The 25,171-nt window shown below is 41.2% G+C and carries 13 protein-coding genes; 8 read left to right on the forward strand and 5 right to left on the reverse strand.

The window, feature by feature from the left end; genetic code table 11:
• Position 1: 1 nt before the first annotated feature.
• From LV83_RS20515 to LV83_RS20525, 3 genes are all read left to right on the forward strand, one after another.
• Positions 2 to 3,064, forward strand: coding sequence for an efflux RND transporter permease subunit (locus LV83_RS20515; protein WP_111613441.1), 3,063 nt, complete (start codon positions 2 to 4; stop codon positions 3,062 to 3,064).
• The gene (locus tag LV83_RS20520; protein ID WP_111613442.1) at positions 3,064 to 4,410 is read left to right on the forward strand and encodes a TolC family protein; all 1,347 of its coding nucleotides are present in this window, start codon (positions 3,064 to 3,066) and stop codon (positions 4,408 to 4,410) included. The genes LV83_RS20515 and LV83_RS20520 overlap by 1 nt, the downstream gene beginning before the upstream one ends.
• Before the next feature lie 134 nt (positions 4,411 to 4,544).
• Complete coding sequence (locus LV83_RS20525) at positions 4,545 to 5,939, forward strand: MltF family protein (RefSeq protein WP_111613443.1); 1,395 nt, start codon at positions 4,545 to 4,547, stop codon at positions 5,937 to 5,939.
• 189 nt (positions 5,940 to 6,128) lie between these two features.
• On the opposite strand, the gene LV83_RS20530 is transcribed toward LV83_RS20525, so the two are convergent.
• From LV83_RS20530 to LV83_RS20540, 3 genes are all read right to left on the reverse strand, one after another.
• Positions 6,129 to 6,602 carry a RidA family protein gene (locus LV83_RS20530; protein WP_111613444.1) on the reverse strand — a complete coding sequence of 158 codons (474 nt, stop codon included), beginning with the start codon at positions 6,600 to 6,602 and terminating at the stop codon, positions 6,129 to 6,131.
• Between the two features lie 20 nt (positions 6,603 to 6,622).
• A complete protein-coding gene (locus LV83_RS20535) occupies positions 6,623 to 7,936 on the reverse strand; it encodes a gluconate:H+ symporter (RefSeq protein ID WP_111613445.1) in 1,314 nt (437 codons plus the stop codon).
• Between the two features lie 169 nt (positions 7,937 to 8,105).
• On the reverse strand, positions 8,106 to 10,397 hold the full coding sequence (locus LV83_RS20540) for a T9SS type A sorting domain-containing protein (RefSeq protein ID WP_111613446.1): 2,292 nt from the start codon (positions 10,395 to 10,397) through the stop codon (positions 8,106 to 8,108).
• A 41-nt stretch (positions 10,398 to 10,438) separates the two neighbouring features.
• On the opposite strand from LV83_RS20540, the gene LV83_RS20545 reads away from it, so the two are divergent.
• From LV83_RS20545 to LV83_RS20555, 3 genes are all read left to right on the forward strand, one after another.
• Positions 10,439 to 11,626 (forward strand): lipoprotein N-acyltransferase Lnb domain-containing protein, encoded by a 1,188-nt coding sequence (locus LV83_RS20545; protein ID WP_111613447.1) that lies wholly within the window; start codon positions 10,439 to 10,441, stop codon positions 11,624 to 11,626.
• Between the two features lie 162 nt (positions 11,627 to 11,788).
• Positions 11,789 to 13,831, forward strand: coding sequence for an excinuclease ABC subunit UvrB (gene uvrB / locus LV83_RS20550; protein ID WP_111613448.1), 2,043 nt, complete (start codon positions 11,789 to 11,791; stop codon positions 13,829 to 13,831).
• Positions 13,832 to 13,858: 27 nt separating this feature from the next.
• Positions 13,859 to 14,494 (forward strand): AlbA family DNA-binding domain-containing protein, encoded by a 636-nt coding sequence (locus LV83_RS20555; RefSeq protein WP_111613449.1) that lies wholly within the window; start codon positions 13,859 to 13,861, stop codon positions 14,492 to 14,494.
• Here the strand turns inward: LV83_RS20555 and LV83_RS20560 are convergent.
• Positions 14,478 to 15,401 carry a 1-aminocyclopropane-1-carboxylate deaminase/D-cysteine desulfhydrase gene (locus tag LV83_RS20560; protein ID WP_111613450.1) on the reverse strand — a complete coding sequence of 308 codons (924 nt, stop codon included), beginning with the start codon at positions 15,399 to 15,401 and terminating at the stop codon, positions 14,478 to 14,480. The two genes, LV83_RS20555 and LV83_RS20560, sit on opposite strands and share 17 nt — an antisense overlap.
• A 58-nt stretch (positions 15,402 to 15,459) precedes the next feature.
• On the opposite strand from LV83_RS20560, the gene LV83_RS20565 reads away from it, so the two are divergent.
• Together LV83_RS20565 and LV83_RS20570 are read left to right on the forward strand one after the other, a co-directional pair.
• Complete coding sequence (locus LV83_RS20565; RefSeq protein WP_111613451.1) at positions 15,460 to 16,494, forward strand: RluA family pseudouridine synthase; 1,035 nt, start codon at positions 15,460 to 15,462, stop codon at positions 16,492 to 16,494.
• Positions 16,495 to 17,575: 1,081 nt separating this feature from the next.
• Positions 17,576 to 21,955 (forward strand): AsmA family protein, encoded by a 4,380-nt coding sequence (locus LV83_RS20570; protein WP_111613452.1) that lies wholly within the window; start codon positions 17,576 to 17,578, stop codon positions 21,953 to 21,955.
• A 253-nt stretch (positions 21,956 to 22,208) separates the two neighbouring features.
• On the opposite strand, the gene LV83_RS21455 is transcribed toward LV83_RS20570, so the two are convergent.
• The coding region (locus LV83_RS21455) for a glycine-rich domain-containing protein (protein WP_394335808.1) at positions 22,209 to 25,171 on the reverse strand (2,963 nt) is incomplete at its 5' end.

Raw genomic sequence — 25,171 nt, forward strand, 5'->3', positions numbered from 1 at the left:
CATGTCGAGCTTATCAAATGTAAGTATCAACAGGCCTGTATTGGCCATTGTGATGTCTCTGGTCATCATGCTTTTTGGTGCTATTGGTATTACACTTTTGGGAATCAGAGAATTTCCCAGTGTTGACCCCCCAGTCATAAACGTACGGACTACCTACGTAGGAGCTAATGCAGATGTCATTGAAGCTCAAATCACTGAGCCTTTAGAGGAAGCCATCAACGGTATTCAGGGAATTAAATCACTGACATCAACTAGTAATGATGGTGGAAGTAGCATCACAGTAGAATTTGACGTTGGAGCAGATTTGGAAGCCGCTGCAAATGACGTGCGTGATAAAGTTTCAGGTGCCCAGCGAAATCTTCCTCCCGATGCGGAGCCTCCTGTAGTTTCCAAAGCTGATGCAGATTCCGAGCCTATCGTTTTCTTGAACGTAAAAAGCGATGAAAGGAGCCTCTTAGATCTCTCAGATATTGCGGAGAATATTTTCAAAGAAAGGCTTCAGACCATTCCAGGTGTGAGCCGGATTCAGATATGGGGGGAAAAAGAATACGCGATCCGCCTAAGGATGGACCCGCTAAAGATGGCTTCCTACGGAGTGACTCCCTTAGATGTACTTTCTAAAGTGCAAAGTGAAAACGTCGAATTGCCTTCTGGAAAAATAGAAGGGGAGACGATTGAGCTATCTGTTCGAACAAAAAGTAGATTGAGCAGCCCCCAGGAATTCAATGACCTGATCATAAAAGAAGATCAAAATAACATTGTACGTTTTCAGGATGTGGGTAAAGCTGAGTTGGCCGCTCTCAATGAACGTAGTATTTTGAAGCGGGACGGAGTACCTATGGTGGGAATAGTTTTGGTCCCACTTCCTGGGTCCAACAGTATAGAAATTGCTGATGAGTTCTATAGGAGATTGGAATTTATCGAGAAGGATCTGCCGTCTGATGTAGGATTGGAGATTGGATTTGATAAGACCAACTTTATCCGAAGCTCCATATCTGAAGTAAAAGAGACAATTATCACAGCCTTTATACTTGTTGTTGCCATTATCTTTCTATTCTTGAGAGACTGGCGAACTACTTTTATTCCAGTATTGACAATTCCTATATCACTCATTGGAGTATTCTTTGTCATGTATTTGATGGATTTTTCCATCAACGTACTTACACTTCTGGGAATAGTCCTCTCGATTGGATTAGTAGTCGATGATGCGATTGTCGTATTGGAAAATATTTACTCTCGAATTGAAAAGGGGGAAGACCCGCAGGAAGCAGCTGAAAAAGGTTCAGAAGAAATATTCTTTGCAGTTATTGCTACCACAGTTGCGCTGGCCGCAGTATTCCTTCCGGTAATTTTCCTTACAGGAACGACAGGTCGACTTTTCAGAGAATTCGGTGTAGTAGTTGCCGGAGCCGTGATCATCTCATCCTTTGTCGCGCTGACGATGACTCCAATGTTGAGCTCAAAACTTCTCAAGAAAAGAGAGAAGCATAATGCATTCTATAATTTTACTGAGCCGGGTTTTGTATGGATAAATGACAAGTATGACGGAGCGCTCGCATGGTTTATGCAATTCCGATGGGTGTCATTTTTATTGGTAGGATTTATGGGATTTGGGATTTATTGGCTTTTCAATGAGATTCCTACAGAACTTGCTCCTACAGAGGATAGAGGTGAAATCGTAATCAGAATGTCAGGCCCGGAAGGAGCCACTTTCGGATATATGGATCGTGTAATCGATCAAATGGTGGCTGATTTTGGCGCAGATTACCCAAAAGATGAGGTAAGAGGAATGGTATCAGTTACCTCACCAGGTTTTGGTTCATCAAGCACGAACTCTGGTTTCATGCGATTTATTTTGACAGATGCTGAAAACAGAGAAAAAACCCAAGAGGAATATTTCAATGAAATTAACCAAAAGCTTAAAAAGTATACCGGTGTAAGAGCTTTTGCATCCCAGGCACAATCCATAGGAAATAGTCGTGGAGGTCTTCCTGTTCAGTATGTTTTGCAAGCGCCTACATTGGATAAATTGAAAGAAGTGATTCCTACTTTCATGGAAGAGGTAGGCAAGAGCCCAGTATTTATTTTCTCTGATATCAACCTGAAGTTTACCAAACCTGAACTTGAAATCGAGATTGATAGGGAAAAATCAAGAAATATTGGAGTATCTATTCAAGAAATCGCTAGAACATTACAGTTATCTTATTCAGGACAGAGGTTCGCGTATTTCATCAAAAATGGTAAGCAATATCAGGTAGTAGGAGAAATGAGGCTAGAAGATAGAAATGAACCTATAAACCTAAGAATGCTGTATGTGCGTGCCGAGAATGGTTCTCTGGTTCAGCTGGACAACCTAGTCACAGTAACTGAGAAGAGTACTCCACCGCAGTTGTATAGATTTAATCGATTTGTTGCCGGCACTGTTTCTGCCAACTTAGCCGAAGGTTATACCATCGGAGATGGATTGGACGAGATGGATCGAATTGCAGGAGAAGTCTTGGATGACTCTTTTACTACAGACGTTTCAGGTCCTTCAAAGGAGTTTAGAGAAAGCTCCAACAGTTTGTTATTCGCATTCTTATTTGCGTTGATTTTGATCTATTTGGTACTTTCAGCACAATTTGAGAGCTTTTTGGATCCACTTACCATCATGTTTACCGTACCTCTGGCAATCTTTGGAGCTCTGCTGACCTTATGGTCATTTGGGTTTACACTGAATATTTTCAGTCAGATTGGTATTATTATGTTGATAGGTCTGGTGACCAAAAATGGTATCCTGATTGTAGAATTTGCTAATCAGAGAAAGGCTTCTGGCATGTCTGTTCATGAAGCGATTTTTGGAGCGGCTGTTGCCAGATTCAGACCTATTTTGATGACTAGTTTATCTACTATTTTGGGGATTCTACCGATAGCACTTGGATTAGGAGCCGGTGCTGAAAGTCGTGTTCCTATGGGGGCAGCTGTCATTGGCGGATTGGCCTTTGCGACTATATTGACCCTTTTTGTGATCCCAGCTATTTATACTTATCTCACTTCCAAAGAAGGAAGATTAGCCAGAATTTAATGAAGAATCTTAGCCTATTGCTCTTAATGAGCATTATTGGAACTAGCCTTTTTGCCCAAAGTAATGAGTCTCTGGATTTGGAGAAGGCAATTACTATTGGTCTTGAAAAAAACTTGGATATTAAAATTGCCGTGGAAACGGTTGAAATTCAGGAAGGAAATCAGCGTATCGGCTCGGGTGATTACTTGATGCCAATCGTGGATGCTACCTATACCCGGTCTTTCAGTAATGAAGATGTGGAGCAGGTTTTTGCTACCGATCCCAATCCGAGGACTATCGACAATGCGCAATCTAGATCCAAGAACTTTAGCGTTGTAGGTATTTATGGGTTTCGTCCTGAGAGTTTTATTGTGATGAAGCGGTTGGGTGTGCTGACGGAAATTTCTGAATTGGATGCCAAGATCGCTGTAGAAAATACTGTGGCAAATATTTCATCGGCTTATTATCGCCTGGTGCTGGAGTTGCAACGCTATGAAGTTCTAAAGCGAACGCTGGAACTCAGTCAGGCTAGATTGAATATAGCAGAGGCTCAATATTCTCTCGGAGGAGCAGGTAAGCGTGATTTTCTGACGGCAGAAGTTGATTACAATTCCGATTTGAGCTTGGTACTTGGCCAGGAGCAGGTGATCCAAAATGCACGGGTAAATCTAAACGAATTGATGGCGCTGAATCCGGAAGAGCAATTTCTGGTTAATGATACCATCACCGTAGGAGAGCCTTTGCTTTTGCAGAATCTAGTTGAAAATGCATTCCTTGAAAATAAAACCTACCTCATTACCCAGCGCCAGGAAAATGTTGCCTTTCTCCAACTGAAAGAATTACGGGCAAGCAGACTGCCGGTCATCAACCTAAACGCAACCTATGCCACCAATACTTCCAATTCTGACGCAGGTATTCTAATTCAAAACCAACGATCAGGATTCAACTACGGAGGAAATGTCGCTTTAAATGTATTTAACGGCTTCACCTTGAACCGTAGGATCCAGAATGCAAAGGTTCAGCAGAAAATACAAGGTTTTGCTGTGGATCAATACGAGATTCAACTTCGATCTGATATCCATCGAGCTTTCAATACCTACACCACCAATCGAAACTTGCTAGAGGTGGAGCAGAAGAACTATGCTGTAGCCAAGGAAAGCTCCGAAATTGCGCTGGAAAGGTTCAGACTCGGGATTGCTTCTTACTTGGAATTCCGGGATGCACAGGTGAATTTGCTAACTGCTGAAAACCGATTGATCACCTCCATTTTCAACATTAAAGAGCAGGAAATCGAGTTGAGACGTCTTTCAGGCAAGATTTTCTTTGATAATAGTTTTGAGGAGTTGAACCTTCCTTCAGAGGATTAATTCCGAAATGGAGGCTTTGAAAAGAGCCTCCGTTTTATTTCCTGCTTTTTAGTACGAATGCTTACTTTTTCAATTGGCATAGCATTTGCCAAATGGGCATGCGTGTAACATCCAGAGTCTTACGACTCTAATGAATGAAAAAAGCGATAATTCTATTTTCCTCCATAGCAGTACTTCTCCTCTTCGGTGTGCAATGCACTTTTATTGAGAAGCATTTTGGGTCTATTTCTAAGGAAGATGCCTACGTACTTGACCTTCCGGGTATTCAAAATAGAGGTTTTATCCGCGCAGCAGTTGATAATAACTCAACGGGGTATTATATCTACCGAGGCCGTAGAATGGGCTATGAATATGAGCTTCTTCGTGACCTCGCAAAGCGTTTGAATGTTCAGTTACACCTAGTTTTGGTTTCAGATATTGATCGTGCCTTCGATTATTTGCAGGAGGGGAAAGTGGATATAATCGCTATGAACCTCGAAAAAAGCATGGAACGATCTGAAAAGACTTCCTTTTCACTTCCACTCGGTAAAATGAACACAGTGCTGGTGGGCAATGAGAATTCCGGTAAAATCACTGCTTGGGATCAACTTGATTCTGATACTATTTATGTACGTGAAGGAGCAGTTTACAAAACCCAACTGTGCAATTTGAAGGATTCGCTACAATTAAATTATACCATAATTCCTACTCCAGATCACGAAGAGACGCTCATCGATAAAGTGGCTGAAGGTGAAATCAAATGGACTATTGCTGATCAAAATATTGCTCAAGCCAATGCCACTTATTACGGAAGTTTGGATATTTCATGGAAAGTGCAGAAGGAAGGAGATGTGTCTTGGGTAGTGAGGGAAAACGCTCCAAAACTTCTTACTTCGCTGAATAATTGGTTGGAGGATAAGCAAAAAAGATTTATTCCAGATTTATACGCCAAATACTTCCTGAATTCTAAGAATAGTTATTTCAGAAGCAATAGTCCATTCTCCTCTTTAGCAGGGAACCAGATTTCTGTTTACGATGAGATTATCAAAGATGGTGCTGAGCAGTTAGGATGGGATTGGCGTTTGCTGGCTTCTTTGGTTTACAAAGAGTCTAGATTCGATACTGTTGCGACATCCTACGCTGGTGCCAGAGGGTTGCTGCAACTCATGCCAGTGACGTTAGAAAGATTCGGAGTGGATAATCCAAATGATCCAGCGCAGTCGCTTATGGGTGGAGTTCGCTACTTGAGATACTTGGATAAGTTTTGGATGGAAAGAGTCCCTGATACCTCGGAGCGCTTGAAATTCGTGTTAGCGTCCTATAATATAGGCCATGGCCATGTGGAAGATGCTTGGAGATTGACGTTGAAGTATGGAAAAAACACCCAGTCTTGGTCTTCAGTCTCAGAGTTTTTGGAGTTAAAAAGTGATCCCGATTATTACCGGGATCCTATTGTCAAGAGTGGCTTTGCCAAAGGGCATCTGGCAGTAAATTATGTCAAGGATGTGATGAGCGTATTTGAATCGTACAAGGCACTTGTGGAGCCTTAATTTTTCCTGTAGTGTTAAGTGTCTTCCACATTCCACTGTTTCAGCAATATCTCATTTGTCTCTTGTTCCCTTTGTTGCTTTGTGGTGTAATCTTTTACCACAAAGTAATAAAGGACATAAATTTTCGCATCGTAATTCTAAAAGATGTTACCGTGGTCTTATTCCCACAGACCACTTAATTTATTATTTCTAAGCACCTTCGTGTAGCTCAAACATGGCTTCTACTTCCACTGGAATATTTCCTGGTAGAGAACCCATTCCTGCAGCAGATCTTACTCCTACACCATTTTCCTCCCCCCAAACCTGCATGAATAGCTCGCTGCAGCCATTGACTACGTAGGGGTGTCGCTCAAACGAGGATTCGCAGTTTACCATTCCTAGAACTTTTATCACCCGCTTCACTCTATTGAGAGAGCCTAAGTTGGCTTTGATGGTGGACAGCATCGCCAGTCCTACTTGTCTGGCAGCGAGTTTCCCAGCTTCAATATCCAAATCTTGCCCTATTCTTCCAACGATCAAACTGCCATCTTCTTGAACAGTTCCGTGACCTGAGAGATAGAGGTATTTGCCATCTATCAGGCATGGTTTGTAAACACCCAATGGTTTTGGGGCTGGAGGTAGCGTGAGACCAAGCTTATTGAAGTTGCTTTCTGGAGTTTCCATAGGAATATAATATTTGATTTTTATATGAAAATGTCAAGTATAAGAACTCCAATTAAGCCTGAGACTGCTACAATCGTTTCCATCACTGACCAGGATTTGATGGTGTCTTTGATGCTTACATTGAAAAACTCTTTGTACATCCAAAACCCAGCATCGTTGAAATGCGAGAACATCAAACTACCTGCACCAATGGAAAGTACCAATAGATTAGGGTCCACATTCATGGTTGTTACCAGCGGAGCAATTATCCCGGCTGTAGTCAGCCCAGCCACAGTCGCTGAACCTACACAAACTCTAATGATAGCAGTAATGATCCAAGCCAAAATCAATGGGTGAATATCCCAGCTTTGTAGCCCTTCAGCAATCACCATACTCACTCCGGTATCTGTGAATATTTGTTTCAAAGCCCCTGCACCAGCCACGATCAACAGAATCATAGCGATGTCTTTGGTGGCTACCGTATAGAGTTCCATGATTTGTTTCATGGAGAAATCACGTCTCAGACCGAGCGTAAACGTAGCAATCAGCACTGAAATTAACATGACGATTCCTGGATCTGCCACAAAAGCAATCACAGGAGCCAAGCTGCTGTCTGAGGAAATATTTAGATTCAAAGCCGTGGTTCCTACCAGAAGAACTACAGGAAGCAAAGCTGTGAAAAAACTGTTTGATGTGGAAGGCAGCTCAGACTCAGGCTTTGTTTCTGCCTGAAAAGTCTTTAACGGTTTAGCTTCCATATTTTTGAGCGTTCTAGCGAAAATAGGCCCTGCCAGCGCAATGGTTGGAATGGCTATCGCAAAGCCATAGAATAGTGTCAAGCCCATGTTGGCATCAAACTGTGCAACTAGGGCTGCTGGTGACGGATGTGGAGGTAAAAAACCATGGGTAACAGACAGTGCTGCCAAAAGTGGGATACCCACATACACCGCGGAGATTTTGTATTGATAGGCTACGGTAAAAGCCAGAGGGACTAGGAGCACAAAGCCAACATTGTAGAACAAAGGGATTCCCACGACCAAACCTGTGATAGACATGGCCCAGGTGATGTGCTTTTGTCCGAAGATCTTCATCAGAAAACCGGCAATACGCTGAGCTGCGCCGGATTCTGCGACCAGCTTACCCAGCATAGCGCCCATCACGATGACTATGACCAAGTCGCCCAATAGGCCACCCATACCGCGCTGTACAGATCCGGCAATCTGATCTGCGGGAAGGCCGAGTAGAAATCCTGCAGAAATGGAAGCAATCAGAAATGCTAAAAAAGGATTGAGCTTTGCCCATACGATCAGCAGCACGAGAATGGCAATGCTGAGCAATACAAGAAGAATGGTCATAGGAATAGGTTGGGTTTAGCCGACTAAGATAAAAAACATTGGTGGATTTGGGTTTTACAGGTGGAGATTGTTGGTGAAAATAGGGCCTGTAGTTTGCAGTCCCAGTAATCAGTCTCAGGCTGTTAGGATACCGATTGTAGTAAATGACCAGGCTACAATCTAAATTTGACTATCTTTTGATCCATCTGATTTGAAGAGTTGTCACAGTATTTGAAAAAGTAATAAGGTATAGACCCGGTTTCAATACTTCCAGATGTTCGGAAATATCGAATTCATTATAACTGAAAGAGGAGAGCAAACTGCCTTGACTGGTGTAAACGATAACTTTTGTCTCTTGAGAAAGGAAGGTTTCAGGAAGATTTACTCTGATTTTTCCAATGGAATGAGGATTTGGAAAAATTGAGATTTGATCAGGGGATATGGTCGGGTTGTTTTCTAACCGTACAACTTTACTCCAAGACGATTGGCCTGAAAGGTCTAAAACCTTGATTTGATAGTAAGTTGAGGTTGATTTTGAAGTTACTGTATCTATAAAGGAATAATAAGCTGGAAGGTCAGAATTACCATGACTCAAAACTTCTCCTATTTTTTTCCACTCCTTCAAAGACCTGTCGGAACTATAGATTTCAAACTTTTCATTGTCTGTTTCACTTGCTACAGTCCAGCTAATTTCTTTTGAGGTTATATGGTTAGTGGCAATAAGGGAAAGCCAGGTGACTGGAAGAATACTTAAAGTTCGAAAGCTTCCAACAGTGAAGTTTTTACCTGGTAAATCATCAAAAGTCAAGTTTCTAATGGCCCAAAGGTTAATTGCATCGCTGCTTTCGACATGGGTTCCTGGAGCGGCATACCCTGTACATACCAAGCGAAGATCTTCTGGCTGATCTACAATTAAATTCATTGCAGAAACCCGCAACTCAAGTGGATTAGAAGAGGCATTAAGGCCTGAAAACTGGAAATAACTAAAAAGCCGATAAAGAATTGGAGTGCCATCTAGATCATTAAAGCTGGGGTTGAAATCTGCTCCTCGGTATTCAGTGTAATCCACAGTAAGATTTCCTCCCGCATTTGTACCAAGTAATTGCACCTTCCGGATACCACCATGATACCGATCTCCAAATGGGAACGTTCCATTTGAAGCAGTTAAAGTTGTTGGGGAATTTGAGTAGGTGAAAGAAGACAAGTTTTCCCAAGAGCCACCTTGATAATCGAACACTCCTGAATTTGAGCTATTAATAGTGAGCGAGTTGTTTTGGAAATCCAACTGGCCACTGAGCATTGTGAGATTTCTTAAGACAGAAAGGTTTTGATCTAGAATGACTTTACCTGAGGGCTTGTTTACAGTTAGATCTTGTGGATTGAGTGAGAAATTCGAAATAGATTGATCATATGTTCCTTCAAATGTGAGATGAGTGGTATTCATTAAAAATTGACCTGTGCCTGATTTTAGCATATCACCAGTTAAATTTAATGCAGAGGGTAAGAGCAGGTTTCTAGTTCCTTGTAACTCCAGGTCATGGAATGAAGTAATTGTACCAGCATCTGAAAAGGTAGATGTAGGCAGTAATTTTTGAGTTATTCCTGCTCTGAAGATTACTTTCCCATTTATTTGGAAATTGGCGGCTTCTATCTGTGGCGAGCTACCCTCCAATATCAATTTAGCTCCCGGCTGAAGATCGAAAAGGTTGGCACTTCTTGTTGCAGATCTAAAGACAATATTGGTATTGCATCTAGATATTAAACTACTTCCATTTTCTACTATAAAATCTCCAAAAACTCCAGATCCATAAATTGGATTTATGTTAAATGAAAATGTTGAGCAAGCACCAAGATTTGTCAGGTTCTGAATAACTTCTCCTGATTTGATGATGAATCTAACTGCTTTAAAGGGTTCTTCAATTGACAATTGAACACCTGGTCCAGGGTCGAAAATCACAGTATAGTTACTGTTTTGAGCGTTTCCAGACCAAGCTCCATCCAAAATAATAGCTCTTGAACTTCCTTTGAAAGTTAATGTGCTTGTTATGGAATTCCCAATCCAGTTAGAACTGTTATGGGCTCCATCTGGAGCTCCCGGCGCATTTCCAGAAAAGCCCTGAAGGGTTCCGTAAATATCTAAATTGTATCCATTAAGATTTAATTTTACTACTGCATCTTGTGCGTTTATAAATACACTCTTTGCTTCCTCGTTGCCGATTAATGTCACTTGTGTATACCTATCAATATAAATATCATTTGTCTGATTAGGCTTATTCGAAGCCGCAGTCCATACTGTTCCGTCATAAACTTGCCAAATAGAAATATTTCCAAAATTTCCGGAAGCTACTGTGCGATAGGCCCCAGTTTCTTGGCAGAGTGTGACATTATTGTAAAGACAATGAAATGCTACTGCCGAGAATATCAAGTATATTCGGCTTTGAAAAAGTGCCTTACAGGCCAACGTTTTGCCCCGTGTTTTCATTTTAAAAAGTATTCTGAAAAAGCGTCTATTAATTTAGTGAAATGAATTTTAAAAAAACAATAATTAGTTTTATTTTTTTCTTGATTGTCAGTGCTTTAGCTCCTATACAAGCCCAGCAATATCAGATTTCCTTACTGACCTGTGACCCGGGAGAGATGATCTACAGTTCTTTTGGGCATAGCGGGATTCGGGTCATCGAGCTGACTACGGGTAGAGATGTGGTGTATAACTACGGCACGTTTGACTTTGGCGCGCCTAATTTCGTATTGAATTTTGCCGGAGGCAGACTGGATTACTACCTATCGGTTTCCACCTTCGATCGCTTTATTGCAGAGTATGATTACTTCAACCGTAGCGTTAGAGAGCAGATTCTAAGTCTGAACGAGCAGCAGAAGTTGGATCTGATTCGGTTTCTCGAGACGAATTACTTGCCTGAGAATAGAGCTTATCGCTATGATTTTTTCTTTGATAACTGTGCTACCCGTGTGCGTGATGCGATCAGTACGGTTCTAGGAGAGCAGCTGATCTGGGATGATGAAGTGCGAGAGCCGGTGGATAAGACATTTCGGGAATTGATAGACGAAATGGTGTATTATATGAGCTGGTCGGATTTGGGAATTGATTTGGCACTGGGTTCCCGACTGGATAGGGATGCTACTCCGCTGGAGGAGCAGTTTCTGCCTAAGTATGTGGAAGGAGCATTTTCTAGAGCGATGATCCAAGGCGATGGACCTACCCGGCCATTGGTAGAGAAAAACAGGACTATCTTGAATTTTGAAAAACCTGAAGGTTCATTCGGAGCGATCAATCCCTACTGGATTTTCTGGGTAGTGGCGATCATTTTTACGGGAATCACATTTTTTGGATTCAAGAAGAGAAAGCTATTTGTAGGTTTTGACATCGCATTCTTTGGGATATTGGGTATCATAGGAATAGTCATATCCTTGCTGTGGATAGGTTCGGAAATTCAGTCTACCAAGTATAACTGGAATATTCTCTGGGCATTTCCGGGACATCTGGTTTTAGCTTTCGTTTTATTCAAGAAAACGATCAGACCCTGGGTGCCGAAGTACCTGCTTTTTGCTTTGATTATGGCAGATGCAGCAGTGGTGTTTTGGATTTTGGGTTGGCAGTCTTTTCATCCAAGCCTGATTCCATTGTTGTTGGTGCTGATTCTCAGAACTAACTATTTGTATTATAACATCGGGAAATTTAAACGAGTGGTATGACCTCTCGATTTCGAGACTCTCGTCTATAGTTGCTAAAGGTGACACAGCATGTCAGTTTAGCTAAGTCGAACCCAGATGATTCCTGGTACTTTACTCCATAAATTCTTTCCTTTCTAAACTATTGCATAGGGGATTGGTGTTGGGTATTTTCGGACGAAGCTTATGGAATTCAAACTTACCTCAGATTATCAACCTACGGGAGATCAGCCAAAGGCCATAGAACAGCTAACCGCTGGAGTCAATAATGGCGATCAGGCCCAGGTACTATTAGGTGTAACCGGTTCGGGGAAAACTTTTACAGTTGCTAACCTAATCCAGCAAACCCAGAAACCAACACTGGTGCTTAGTCATAACAAGACCTTGGCAGCACAGCTTTACGGCGAGTTCAAGCAGTTTTTCCCTGAAAATGCTGTTGAGTATTTTATTTCCTACTACGATTATTACCAGCCCGAAGCGTTTATTCCAACTTCAGGGACCTACATAGAAAAGGATCTTTCCATTAATGAGGAGATCGAGAAGCTTCGATTGAGTGCATCATCAGCTTTACTTACAGGCCGTAGAGATGTAATCGTGGTGGCTTCTGTGTCGTGCATCTATGGTATAGGAAATCCAGACGAATTTGGCAAAAATGTCATCAAACTTCAGGAAGGTGATCGTATTCCTAGAAATCAGTTGCTCTTCAAGTTGGTGGATATTCTGTACAGCCGGACGCAGCATGACTTGACTCACGGTACTTTTAGGGTGAAAGGAGATACGGTAGATATCTTTGTTGCCTATGCCGACTGGGGATATAGAATTTTCTTTTGGGGAGATGAAATTGAGGCGATTCAGCGGTTTGATCCGGCTACTGGTAAGAAACTCAATGACGAGAAAATCATCTCGATTTTCCCTGCTAACTTATTTGTGACAGGAAAAGACACCTTGCAGACGGCTATTCATGAGATCCAATATGACATGGTGGATCAGGTGAATTTCTTTGAAAAAGAGGGCAAATTCATGGAGGCTAAGAGACTTCAGGAACGAACCGAATTTGATTTGGAAATGATGCGTGAGTTGGGCTATTGCTCAGGAGTGGAAAATTATTCCAGGTATTTTGACCGTAGAGCTCCAGGCGCTAGACCGTTCTGTTTGTTGGATTATTTCCCAGATGATTTTCTTATGGTAGTGGATGAAAGCCATGTGACATTGCCGCAAGTACGCGCTATGTGGGGAGGGGATAGATCCAGAAAAATCAATTTGGTAGATTTTGGTTTTAGGCTTCCTTCTGCTTTGGATAATCGTCCTTTGAAGTTTGAGGAATTTCAGGATTTGACTAATCAGGTGGTTTACGTCTCTGCGACTCCTGCAGATTATGAATTGTCCTTGACCGAAGGGGTAGTAGTAGAGCAAATCATACGACCTACCGGGCTTTTGGATCCTACCATCGAAGTGAGGCCAAGTCAGAATCAAATCGATGATTTGCTGGAGGAGATCGATCAAACGATTAAGACCGGTGCAAGAACTTTGGTGACTACGCTAACCAAACGAATGGCTGAAGAGCTTCAGAAATTCCTCGAAAGAGCCGGGGTAAAGTCACGTTACATTCACTCTGAAGTAAAAACACTTGATCGGGTGGAGATTTTGCGGGAGCTGAGATTAGGGATTTTCGACGTGCTTGTCGGGGTGAATCTGCTTAGAGAAGGGCTGGATTTACCGGAGGTTTCTTTGGTGGCGATCTTGGATGCCGATAAGGAAGGATTCCTTAGAAATGAGCGTAGTTTGGTACAGACGATTGGTCGCGCTGCGCGAAATTCAGAAGGACGCGTGATTATGTATGCGGATAAAATCACTGATTCCATGCAGCTAGCGATCGATGAAACCAAGCGTAGAAGAGCTTTACAAATAGAATACAACGAGAAGCACAGTATTACGCCTACAACCATTTTGAAATCGCACGATAAAATCATGGGACAGACAAAGGTGGCCGATTCCAAGAAAAATGCCAAGTTCTACGCCGAACCAATGCCGGGTGAAGAAAGTATGGCAGCTGATCCGGTGGTACAATATTTAAGCAAAGACAAGTTGGAAAAACTGATCATACAGACTCAGAAATTAATGGAGAAAGCTGCCAAGGAATTGAACTTCATGGAAGCTGCTCGACTTCGGGATGAGTGGCAATCCCAGAAATCCAGATTGGAACAATTGAATCGTGGAGTAAAGAAATAGGCTTGAAAGAGCCAAAAATTAGTAAAAATGACGCTTCAAGAGGTGAAGTTGCTTGCTGCCAAAGGCGAGGGGCTGAGAATAGAATTTAAGAAGAAAGCGACCTATCCGGAGAAGATTGTCCGTGAGTTAATTGCCTTTGCAAATACTGCTGGAGGAGATTTATTGATTGGTGTGGATGATGATGGGACGGTATGTGGGCAGCGATATATTGAAGAAGAGATTTTTGTGATGGAAAAGGCGATTAAGGAGTTGATTTTTCCAACATTAGCCTATGAACTGTCTTCTTTGAAGCTGAATGAGAAAAAGGGTATTGCAGTTTTCAAGGTTCCTGTAAGTCCAAATCGTCCTCATTATCTGAAAGATAAAGACCGGAAACAAGCTTTCATACGAGTAGCAGACCGCTCGGTGCAGGCGAGTAGGGAAGTTTGGGAGATTTTGAGAAGAGGTAAAAATCCTCGTGATATGGTCTTTACCTATGGAAATAAAGAAGAAATCCTGATGAAAGCGTTAGGAGAGACGGATAAAATCACCTTGAAGGAATTTGCCAAGCTTGCAAAGCTTCCAAAATTTTTAGCTTCCAAAACCTTGGTTCGATTAACCTTAGCCAATGTTTTACTGATTCATCCCCAGGAATCGGAGGATTTTTTTACACTGAAAGAGTAGGTAGTTTTATCCTAGTCCTTTCGGTAAAACCCATATTTCCCTGCAGTCCTCCTGAGTGAATCATCAGAATTTTTGAGCCTTTGGGGAAGTAGCCTTTTTTGATTAAGTCCCAGATTCCAAATGCCATTTTCCCAGTATAAATTGGATCAAGTACTATCTCAAATTGTTCATAAAACCACCAGATAAAATCAATTAACTCTTGTTTGTATTTGGCATAGCCACCGGAGTGGTAATTAGTGAAAATCTCGTAGGAGCCTTGGCTCTTTAGCTCATGTTTTTCGAGTAGTCCAGCAATTTCTTGATGTATGAACTCACCTTTCAGAGAAGAAAAACCAAGTAACTTTTGGTTTGAATCAAGGGAAGCAAAAAGTCCTGCGAAAGTGCCCCCAGTTCCTATGGAAGAGCAAATATGGGAGAATTGCTGATCGTCTAAGTCTAAGATTTCCTGGGTGCCTTTGATGGCAAGTTCATTGGTTCCTCCTTCTGGAATGAGGTAGAAATCACCAAACCTAGCTTTTAGATCAGCTAGAAACTCAGGATCAGTTTTATTTCTGTAGGCAGTTCTGTCAATAAAGTGAAGGTGCATTCCAAGCTTTTCAGCATGTGCAAGCGTGGCGTTCAAAGGTTCAGATCTTTCTCCACGTATGATTCCAATTGATTCAAGGCCTTCAGCTTTTGCCGCCTCGGCAGTGGCATAAATATGATTGGAAAAAGCGCCTCCAAAAGTCAAAATAGTTGATTTACCTTGTGATTTCGATTGTTCCAGGTTGTGTTTGAGTTTGAAAAATTTGTTTCCCGAAACCATTGGATTGACTAAATCCAAGCGCTTGATTGCCAATTCTATTCCCTTTTCCTCCAAAAAAGAATGTGAAATGAATTGTGTAGGAATTGGATTGGGGAGGAGCATTTGCGCTGCTTTTTTGCTAAGGTGTCAAAGTTAAGCCTGATAATCCTATTTTTGCAGCATGAGCATGCACCCAGAGGAAGATTTTGATGAGGAGGAATTAGAGCTTTACGAACATTTTAAGTTTGTAATCGACAAAGGCCAGACTCCAATCAGGATCGATAAATTTTTGACAGGCAAAATAGCTTTTGCTACCCGAAATAAGATACAGCAAGCCATAGACGCTGGGGCTATTCAGGTAAATGGGGAATCTATCAAGGGAAGTTACAAGGTAAAACCGCTGGATGATATTCGCGTGCTGATGGGCAAACCTCCCCGCGACACGGAAGTTGTGCCTGAGGATATCCCGTTGGATTTTGTGTATGAAGACCAGTACTTGCTCGTGGTGAACAAGCCTGCGGGGATGGTCGTGCATCCTGCTCATGGTAACTGGTCAGGAACACTAGTAAATGGGCTGGTGCATCATTTTCAGCATCTGCCAGAAATGAAAGGCAATGAAGGCCGACCTGGTCTGGTGCACAGGATAGATAAGGATACTTCTGGATTGCTTGTAATAGCGAAAGCTGAAGAAGTGATGACACATCTTGCCAAGCAATTTTTTCACCATACAATTGAGCGGACGTATTTGGCGTTGGTGTGGGGAGAGCCGGAAGAGGATAGTGGGACTATCACTGGTCATGTAGGGCGAAGTGCCAAAAACCGCAAGGTCATGGATGTGTATCCAGATGGAAGTCAGGGCAAGCATGCCGTGACCCACTGGAAAGTTCTACAGCGATTGAGGTATGTGTCACTGATCCAGTGTAACCTGGAGACAGGACGTACCCATCAGATCCGTGCACATATGAAATTCTTGGGACATCCGCTTTTCAATGATGCCATGTATGGAGGAGATAAAATCCGCAAGGGAACCCAATTTTCTAAGTATAAAACTTTTGTGCAAAATGCTTTCGAGCTGCTACCGCGCCAAGCGCTACATGCAAAGTCACTCGGATTCATACATCCTGTGACTAACGAAAAACTCTATTTCGAAGCTCCCTTGCCTGATGATTTTCAGTCAGCTTTAGCTAAGTGGGAAAATTACGTGAACTTTGAATAGGGTGTTCCGTTAAAGAATAATCAATATTTAATCTATAATGCTATGAATTCGGCAATAAAAACCCTGTTTAGGAGCTATATTGGCAATATTGATGGGTTTCGTTGAAAAATAGTCAATTTGAGCTCTGATTATTTACCTATTTTTGATGATATAGCATTTTACAAGTGATTTTATTAAAAATACTGTAAATATTCAGTTTTATTTTTGAATTATTTGCAAAAAATAAACCGACCTTCTATATTTGAATCATACAAAGAGGGAAAAACAAACGGTTTACTCTCAAAGCACTCAGAATACATTGAAATTAAACTACACTGTAGGATGTTGAAATTGGCAGACAAGCCCTCCTGTCTCGGGGGTGGAGGTCATAGGATAAAGCATTTAGCGAGCTCGTAAATTTGCCTAACTACTCCGTGGAGGTTCGAATCCTTCTCCTACAGCAGGTTATTTTGGGTTTATTGTTAATTGACTAAAACCATGAAATTTTGTTTCATGGTTTTTTTTATGTCTTGTTTCTACTGACTATGATTTTGTGATAATTATAAAAATCCCAATAAGATTTGGCTGATGTAGCTTTATACCTTCATTATTAAATCATTAATTGCCGGGCTTATATTTCCTATTTGTTTATTGATAATGTAATAGAATGCCTGATAATATTCTGTTTCTATAAAAAAATAAATTATATGTTATCATAATTGTAATAAACCAATCATATTTCTAATTTTGGCCTAGCGAAATAAAAGATGGCGTGTTTGATTACTAATCAGTGGCTATACAACTATTGCTTTCAGACCTATAAAATTTTGATTAATAAAAATCAAATCGATTGGCAAAAGGCCAGTTAAGCGTAACATTCATCATTGTAGGATGTTGAAACTGGCAGACAAGCCCTCCTGTCTCGGGGGTGGAGATCCCGATAGCTATCGGGAATGGAAAAAGCGTAATTCAACCGGACTATTGCCTAACTTCTCCGTGGAGGTTCGAATCCTTCTCCTACAGCATATAAAGCAGCACCCATGTGCTGCTTTTTTCGTTTAAATTTGTCTTAAATGTCTAATTTAGACAAAAAACCAACTGAATGACAGAAGAGCAAACAGGCAAGCATTCGAAGCACCCTTTTCGAAAGAAAATATTGAGGTGGGTTATGTTTACTTTTTTGGCTGTACTTTTTCTCGAGTTCATCGTGTATTTTGGATCCAACCTAGTGCTTTCCAACTGGGCTAGGCGTGAAATCAATGAAATTGCTAAAGGTGTTTATTTGGTTGATTTTAACCGAGTTAGGTTTTCGTTGTTACGGCGTGGGATCTTCATGGATGGCATAGTAATGAAACCTATAGGAGAGCGTAAGCCAGGACAGAATCAAGCTTTATTTGATTTGACTTTAGATGAATTAGCTCTTAAAAAACTATGGTTTAGCTTTTCTGAAGGCATTTTGTATGTTGGTAAAGTGGAGTTTGACAACCCTAACATTAGTATGGACTTGCCTCCCAAAAGTCAATCCGGCAGCGAGGAAGAGGTTCGAAATGATCAGAAAAAAGGATCTCCTGTAAAAGCACTTGAAGATGAGTTGAAGAAGATAATTGATAAGATCAATTTCACGGGCGTTTACATCAGCGAACTTGAAATTGATCATGCGGATTTATTCTTTTTAAATTTTCTTAGTCAAAATTCATTAAAAGCAGAGAATACCAGGCTAGTCGTAAGAGATATTAACTGGGCAACCGAGGAGGAGTGGACGACTCCCTTTAATGCTAGAGGTTTTGAATTTGACTTGGACAATGTAAACTTTCCCCTTCCGGACGGTGTGCATTTTATTCAGTCTGAAAATGTGTACATCAGCTCTCTTGATAATAGGATTCTAATAAATGGCTTTCAGCTTAGTCCGGATAGGAGCATTCAAAGTAAATCCTATTATGACGTTTATTTAAGTGAGTTAAGGGTAGGGAATGTTGATTTGAATGAGGCTTTTATGTCCTCAAATGTCATAATCGATGAAATTGTCTTAAATGATCCTCATTTTAAAGTTGAGCAAAATGTCATCAGTGAAAAGGATAGTACTGCAGGTGGAGATCTAAATGAGTTGATTCAGGGAATTCTAAAATCCTTTGAGGTTCAGGAGTTATCCGTGAACAATGGAAAGTTCACTACCTATAGTCTGGCAGATACATTGAAAAATCGGATTGATATTCAAAAGCTTGATTTCAAGATGATTAATTTTTATTTGGGAGCTGATGAATCCAGAAAATCTAATCAATTTTTCTATGGGGAGGATGCTGCTATGGACATAGGAAATGCTGACTTGTACCTGTCAGATGATGTGCATGTGATCTATGGGGACAGGGTGAGTGTTTCTTCGTTTAAGGATGAGATTGTCGTAGAAAATATTCGAATAGAGCCTAGGGAAGATGCTTTGAAAAGTGGCCTTGCTAACCATATCATGCGTATTTCGCTTCCTAAACTTGCACTCACGCAAGCCAACCTGAAGGGTTTGTATAACGAGGGTGTTTTTAATATCGAGGAAATGCTTATTCAGTCTCCAAAGGTGGAAATCACTGAACTTAGGCAAAGTAAACAGAACTCTGAAAGTGTACCAGTAAAAGAGCTTCTAAAAGGATACATGAATGAGCTTGCCATCGGAACAATGGATCTGAGGGATGGGGAAGTTCAGTTTAAAAATGAAAAGGGCGTCCGAAGTGATGATATAGGTTTTGAGAAATTCAGCTTATTGCTCGAGAACGTCTTTTTACAACCCAATCTGGATCTTGACAGCGATGTCAGAAATCAATTCCTAGCTGACGAAATGGTATTAAGTCTGGATAAGTACAGATTGAAATTGCGGGATAATCTCCATGAGTTTTTGGCAGATAGAGTTTTGATAGATAGTAAGAATTCACGTGTAGTGGTAAATAATTTTACCCTAAGGCCAGAAAACCCAGATTCAGCACAGGCTATACTAGATACTTATGGCAAGTCTGTTATTCTGGATATTTCAGTCCCAGAATTTCGGGTGGAGGGAATAGATTTGATGTCTGCCTATATGGATGAGAAGTTGATAATCAATCAAATTTTCATTCCCTCACCAGTGGCTAGTTTCACGAAATTCAGAAAGAACAAAGTAGACGCAAACACCACATCTACCTTGGTAGAATCTTCTGATGAAATAGAGGAATTATTGACTTCTTATTTTTCTTTGATACAGATTGACTCCATCAGTTTCAGTGATGGCCAAGTTCAGTACAGAAATTTTGCAGGAAAGAAAAACTTAGCTTTGAGCGAAGATAGCCTTTCATTGAGCCTTAAAGGGTTTCACTTAGAAAGAGGCATGTCCAAAAACCAAGGGAGAACTTTTTTTTCAGATGAGATTGATTTGAAATTAAGGAAATATGACTTCAGCGTAGCTGGAGGAAATTATGAGGTGGATACCGACGGACTTCGATTTAATTCTCGCTCCAAAACCATAGAGATTGAAAACCTGACCCTAAGTCCAAGTAGCTCTATAAATAGTAAGATTGCCTTGTCTTTAAATCTTCCCAGTGTTTCTTTTGAAGGGGTAGATATTGAGTCTTTTTTATTCGAAAATGAGTTGCAGCTCGAAAAACTTGCTGTAGATGGGAGTACGATAAATCTGGAGATTAACCGGGATTATCAAAACGAGGATGCTGGAAAAGTTGCTGGTTCAGTCGCTGAAAAAACGCTTCCAAAATCTATTGAACTGGTTTCTATCGGAGCAATAGAGGCAACGAATTCTAAATTAAGTCTGAATTACAGAGTTGGGGAAAATGATTTTGAATCCATACAAACCGATTTTGATATAGGCATCAAAGGCTTGATCCTTGATTCTGCTGCAAATGCGAGGGAAGATATTGCAGGCTTGTTTGACGAGATCAGCCTCAATCTGAATGATTTTTCTTACGCCTTACCGGATAGTATTCATACCATTCGGTTTTCTAATCTCTATGTTGATAATACAGCTGATGAGACTGTTTTTTCAAATTTTGAAATTATTCCGCGCAATACTTACGGTAACCCAGGTTCACCGATTTTATCTGCCAAGATAGATGAGTTGGGGGTGAGGAATAATACCATCAGAGATATTCAATCAACAGGGATTTTTGATCTGGCTCAGCTTAGATTATTAAATCCTAAGATCGATCTGTACTTAGATACTGCACCTAAAGCCCCTAAGTCAAGAAAATCGTCTGATAGCCCTAGCTCTAAAAGCACTGGACTAATTGAGTCGGTATTGCTTCAGGATATATTAGTCAATAATGGAGATATTATTATTCACAATAAAGAGACTGGACAGATCCCAAAAATGGCTTTCCATAAAGTTAATTTTGGCCTAAAGGAGTTGAACTTTGACCTGATGAATAATAATGCTGAGCTGAGTCCTCAGTTTCTGCTGGAAAAGGACTTGAGCCTTTCCCTATCGAACTATCAAGTTTATACAAACGATAGTATGAATAAATTGAGCATTGGAAAAATTAGGTACTTGGATAATACCATCGTCATAGATAGTGTTTATTTCCAGCCTGCCTTTGGGCGCTATGATTTTTTACGCAGAAAAGGGTATCAGGATAATGCGATAGATGCTTTTGTCCAAGAGATCAGGCTGGAAGACATAGATTTTGATACTTATTTCATTAATAAAAATCTCAAAGCCCATGCGTTAAGAATTAATGGTCTAGAGCTTGATATTTTTAGAGATAAGAGAATACCGCTCAAAGAAGGTGTGAGTAAACCTATGCCTCAAGAATTAATGCAAAATGCTCCATTTGATTTAGCGCTTGATTCTGTGCTTGTGAATAATGGACTGATACGCTATCAGGAGTTTGCCCCAAAAGCTATGCTCCCAGGCTCTATTCAGTTTGAGGAGGTTAATGGTTCTATAGCACCTTTTGCGATGCGAAAGAGTAGCGAGGAATTTCCACTGAAATCCAGTATGCTTTCGGTCACGAGCGAATTAATGGGAGATGGAGATGTTAAGCTAAATGCAACTATGTTTTTTGATGCGCCTTATCCTATGGATGTTGACGTAGAAATGGGTGAATTTGATCTTTCACTTCTAAATACCATGCTTGCAAATAATGTATTTATAAAAGTGGTAGATGGGCAAGTGACTGACGGGAAGTGGAATTTCAGAATGGATGATGATGTCGCCAGAGGTGAAATGAACTTTAGATATGAGGATCTAAAGCTTCAGTTTTTGGATTCATTAACCTTGGAACGCGGAACTGGTAAGCTTGGAATAATGACTTTCATGGCAAATATTTTTACTAAAAGCAGTAATCCTCGAAAATTTTTTAATCGCCGAGTAACTTCCCGAGTGTACTTTGAGAGAGATAAGTCTAAGTTTATTTTTGGAGGTTGGTGGCGCGCAACCTTTAGTGGGTTAAAAGGCGCTATAGGTCTTGGTCAGCCAAAAGAACCGAGGAGGAGGGAAGAGGAAGAGTATTAACTAGTCGCAGCGATCAGTTTCAGTTAGTGTTCCTCGCTTGTAATTAATACCCTAATCTATCTTTGAAATATCTAGGTTTGAAGCATAATTTTCAAACCAGGAACGGGATCTTGAAACCTCAAAATTATCTTACAAGTCAAAAGGCTTACAAAATTTGAATTGACTTGAACTAACTATCTTAGTTTACCTCAAAACCAAAAACCCCATATGGAATATTTCCATATGGGGTTTTCTGATTTATCTGGGAAGAGTTTTACCTCCTGATTATTTTGAGTTGCTCACTATGCTCACCCCAAATTAGCTGTACGATATGAATTCCTGGGGATGCTTTTTCTAAGTAGTTGTTAACCGTTGTACTAACATCTTCAATTGTTCGCACAGAATAGGAATCAAAAGCACCCGTTACATTAGCAATTCTAACCAAAATTTGCTCGTCTCTGTAGCTGCTTCTGTCCAAAAGATCTAGGGTCACGTAATTCCCTGGGCTGCTTGGGTTAGGATAGACTATCCAAGAGGACTGGCCTTTGAGTCCTTTTACCTGAATCGAACGAGTAACGCTATAGCTAAACGAGCCATCCGCATCGATTTGCTTCAATCGGTAGAAAATATTGCCACCCGTTGCTGGAAGTTCTGTATCCTCGAAGTTGTATTCGGTAGGGGTTTCTTTATATCCTTGTCCTTTTACTTCTCCAATTTTAGTCCAAGAGGTCAAATCTCCATTTGTAGCTCGTTCTATCTCAAAATGGTCATTTTCCCATTCTTGGGAAGTAGCCCAAGTGAGTTCTCCACTTCGGTTTTCAGGGTTAAATTCAGCATTGAAGTAGAGGTATTCGACTTCGAGGATACGGAAGTTAAAGAAAGAAATATATACTACTCCACTTCCTCCACTTCCACCCCCGTTATATCCTGCTCCACCACCTGAACCGGAGTAAGGTACACCTGGGTATCCTACACCTCCGTTTACTGTAGTAGTTAAGTTCCCATCACCCCCAATTTTTTGTCCCCCAGCAAGACCTCCTAATCCAATTTTATCGGTACCATTGAATAGAGCTCCTATACCTCCTCCGCCTGCGCCATAATTTATTATCGCTCCTCCAAAGTTTAAGGAAGCACCTTGCCCTCCATTTCCACCTTCTCCTTGACCTTTTCCCGCTGCCTTTCCATTTTGACCTATGGCCAATGCTGGGTCCGGATTTATTCCACCACCACCTCCTCCTGCAATAGCGGTTGATTGATTGTTTTCGCCATTTCCTCCAGCTCTGCCTGGATAAACCGTCCCTCCTATACTTCCTGAAGAGTTAGGAGAACCTCCATCTCCTCTGTTTCCGGTACCACTTTTTGCAGCACCACCTCCACCTGCCGCTCCCACGTTTCCGACATAATTACCAGTAGATGCAGATGCTCCTCCTCCACCTCCTACAGCTGTCACGGTAACAGTACTTCCATTTACTGAGCCAGTAAAGGTTGAGGAGCTGCCATTACCTCCTTTTGAATTAATGTTTGTTGATCCTAGTCCTCCTGCCCCTATGGTAATTGGATAATTTGACCCTGCTGGCATGCCGTAAGGATTGGTAATAGAATATGACTGAGTTACTAAGGAGCCTGCTCCACCTCCTCCGCCACCGTCTCCTAATCCACCACCACCCCCTGCTCCGCCAACCAAGACAGAAAAATTGGTTAACCCTTCTGGAGCATTCCAAATTCCACTACATATAAACCTAATAATCGTGGTTCCACTAGTGGCTCCATCATCTACAAATTCAATACAATCAGTTTTATTAGCATCAGGGCAAGAATAGGAGATTCTTATTTGTCCATTATTACCCGCATTGTTTGAATTTCCACCTTTTCCTATAGTTGACCCTAATGGACCTCCTCCGTTGCCTCCATTAATACCACTTCCCTTTATTCCAGCTGAACCTCCAGTGTATCTTGTATCTGTTATTCCTCCATCTGCAGTTCCTGCTCCAGATATGCCGCCTCTTGCATATAATAAACTGTTTCCAATTTGATCTGCAATGTTGGAGTCTCTTGTAACATAAGAATCTCCTCCATTTCCATCCCTATTTCCTCCAGCCCCTACAAATACTGCGATTGCTTCACCCGGAGTAACTGAAATAGTTCTAATAGAATAGCCACCGCCACCTCCGCCTTTTTTATTAGCTCCATTTTCTCCACCGCCACCTCCGCCATATACCTGAATGGTGATACTATAAATATTAGGTGGGACATAGAATGTTGTGTTTGTAGTAAAAACTGCTGCGCATGCTCCGAAATAAGTGGTTGGAGGAGAAGCTGATAAATCAACCCAACATGCATCTGTTATTTTTCGAATACTTACAATTTGAACGGTATAAGTAGCAGTAAGACTATTGATAGGGCTTATGCCAAAACTGCCTTTGCCATTGTTTACTATGAAGTTACTAGATGTAGTAATCGGGCCGAAAGCACCTACACCTTGAGCTATTTGATATTGAACTTGATATGTCCCATTTGTGACTAAAAGTGGATCGGCATTAACCGTTACAGTTGCGGTTCCACCAGCACTAGTAGCTGATACAGAGGATACAGATGTTATTTGGTAATTTGGGGTCACATCGATCGTCCCTGTGGCGGTTAAGCCATTGATACAAGTTCCAGTTAATGGTATGCTGTAAGTATAAAGTCCAGGAGTTGTAGCAGTTCCAGAGAAAGTGATTGTGTTTCCTGAGAATGAAGCAGAAATACCAGGAGGTAATCCATTAACTCCTGCGACACCCGATTGATCTATCCCTGTAACACCTGAAGTGGTTTGAGTAAATGGGGTAAGGATTGGGCTACTAATACAAACATTTGGATAGGCTACTGAAGTAGGTCCTACGGTTGCTAAGGGATTTACAGTGATAGTACCTGTTGCGTTAACAGCAGGAGTATTACATCCACCAGTCAAAGGAATAGAATAATTGAAAGTTCCCGAAGTTGTAGGCGTACCATTGATTCTAATCTGTCCAGAAACAAAAGTTGCAGTAACACCAGCAGGCAAATTAGTTGGCGCACCAATACCTGTTGCCCCCGTGGTGGCATGTGTGATCTGCGTCAACCCTGTGTTGATACAAAGAGTAGGAGTAGAAGAAGCAGGGGCTACTGTATTATTGGGATTTACAGTGATAGTACCTGTTGCGTTAACAGCAGGAGTATTACATCCACCAGTTAAAGGAATAGAATAATTGAAAGTTC

It is taken from the genome of Algoriphagus yeomjeoni (assembly GCF_003259505.1).
GTDB classification, from domain to species: domain Bacteria; phylum Bacteroidota; class Bacteroidia; order Cytophagales; family Cyclobacteriaceae; genus Algoriphagus; species Algoriphagus yeomjeoni.

Coding starts and splice junctions, on each gene's coding strand:
- LV83_RS20515 (WP_111613441.1), top strand. CDS start 2: ATGTCGAGCTTATCAAATGTAAGTATCAACAGGCCTGTATTGGCCATT.
- LV83_RS20520 (WP_111613442.1), top strand. CDS start 3,064: ATGAAGAATCTTAGCCTATTGCTCTTAATGAGCATTATTGGAACTAGC.
- LV83_RS20525 (WP_111613443.1), top strand. CDS start 4,545: ATGAAAAAAGCGATAATTCTATTTTCCTCCATAGCAGTACTTCTCCTC.
- LV83_RS20530 (WP_111613444.1), bottom strand. CDS start 6,602: ATGGAAACTCCAGAAAGCAACTTCAATAAGCTTGGTCTCACGCTACCT.
- LV83_RS20535 (WP_111613445.1), bottom strand. CDS start 7,936: ATGACCATTCTTCTTGTATTGCTCAGCATTGCCATTCTCGTGCTGCTG.
- LV83_RS20540 (WP_111613446.1), bottom strand. CDS start 10,397: ATGAAAACACGGGGCAAAACGTTGGCCTGTAAGGCACTTTTTCAAAGC.
- LV83_RS20545 (WP_111613447.1), top strand. CDS start 10,439: ATGAATTTTAAAAAAACAATAATTAGTTTTATTTTTTTCTTGATTGTC.
- uvrB (WP_111613448.1), top strand. CDS start 11,789: ATGGAATTCAAACTTACCTCAGATTATCAACCTACGGGAGATCAGCCA.
- LV83_RS20555 (WP_111613449.1), top strand. CDS start 13,859: ATGACGCTTCAAGAGGTGAAGTTGCTTGCTGCCAAAGGCGAGGGGCTG.
- LV83_RS20560 (WP_111613450.1), bottom strand. CDS start 15,401: ATGCTCCTCCCCAATCCAATTCCTACACAATTCATTTCACATTCTTTT.
- LV83_RS20565 (WP_111613451.1), top strand. CDS start 15,460: ATGAGCATGCACCCAGAGGAAGATTTTGATGAGGAGGAATTAGAGCTT.
- LV83_RS20570 (WP_111613452.1), top strand. CDS start 17,576: ATGACAGAAGAGCAAACAGGCAAGCATTCGAAGCACCCTTTTCGAAAG.